This window comes from Hymenobacter sp. BT559 (genome assembly GCF_017571525.1).
GTDB classification, from domain to species: Bacteria; Bacteroidota; Bacteroidia; order Cytophagales; family Hymenobacteraceae; genus Hymenobacter; species Hymenobacter ginsengisoli.
Window position 1 is genome coordinate 1 of sequence record NZ_JAGETY010000031.1, and the last position, 1,294, is coordinate 1,294.

The following is a 1,294-nucleotide window of genomic DNA, read 5'->3' on the forward strand; positions in this document are numbered from 1 at the left end:
TCGTGGCTGTTGCAGAACTCAGGGTAGATGCGCGCCTAGTTAGCAACTTGACTTGCAAAAACTTAGAACGAGTTGTCCGAGTGCTAAAATGGGCCTGGCAGCGCCCTTGTCTCGGTGGCCAGAGCGCGACCGCTACCCTGGCTGGCTGGGTGGGCTGGTGGCGGAGCAGCTTCTTGAGATTATAGGCGATGGCGCTCAGCAGCATGGTCTTGTGGGCGGCGGCCCGGCCCTTGGTGCCGACGCGCCGCAGGCCATACTGGTAGAGCAGGTGGCTGAAGACGGGTTCGACCGTGCGCTGGCGCACGCGGCGCATGTGCTGCCCAGCCGGGGTGCGCTGCCGGTGCCACGCCCGGCGGTAGGCCGCATCAAACGCCGAGCGAATCAGTTGTTTGTACTGCGCCCCCGGCACACAGTTCGCGCGTAACGGGCACTGCTGGCACTCTTGGTAGGTCGCCCGGTACAGCTTCGACCAATTGCCGTCTTCCGTCACCCGATAGGTGCGAAACCGCAGCAGCTTGCCCGCCGGGCAGCCGTACGTATCCTGGGTGGGGTCATACGTAAAGCCTGCCACCTCCGGCTTGTAGGCCCCAAACGCCGGAATCCACGGCGTGACCTGGCCCAGCTCTAAAAAGGCATAGTTGAAGCCCGTGGAGTAGCCCGTATCGGCGACCAGCTCGCGTAGCGTTAAGTTGTTGGCCTTGAATCTGGCGCGTAACCCGTTGACCAGGGCAGGTAAATGCGCACTATCGCGGCCGTCCGCAAAATCGGCCTGGATATGGCTGATCACGCCCGCCGCCGTGTCCACGGCCAAGCTACAGAGGTAGTTCAGGGCCCGTACTTTACCGGGCTTGACGGAAATGCGGGCCTCCGGATCCGTGGGGCTGTAGTGGGTCTTATTACTCAGTAGCTTGGCGTTGGCATGTCGGGCACCTAAGTTTCCCGCCTCGGTGCGCCGCTTGGCCTGGCGGGCGGCTTCGCGGCGCAGCTGGTGGGCAGGTGCCGGCTGGGGGTGGTGCGCCGCCGGGGGCCGACCGACCACGTGCAGCGGTGGCGTAGCAGCTTTGAGGGGCTGCTTCTCACAGAGGCTGTCGAGCGACGCACTGGCTTTGACCGGGGCGGAGTCTACGGCCTGGGTATCGCCCGCTACTAAGCCGGCGGCAACGCACTGGGCAAAGACCTGGTCGAAGAGGTGCTCAAAAATGGTGGCGGGGTAGAGCTGGCGGGTGCGACTAATCGTGGAGTGCCAGGGCAGGTCTTCATCCACCTCATAGCCCAGAAAGTAGAGGATGTCGAG

1 protein-coding gene is annotated in these 1,294 nt (G+C 63.8%); it reads right to left on the reverse strand.

All coding sequences use genetic code 11. The features are described 5' to 3' along the window. Nucleotides 1–1,294 (reverse strand): transposase (locus J4D99_RS21700; RefSeq protein ID WP_208133846.1); only part of this gene is annotated, 1,294 nt, incomplete at both ends.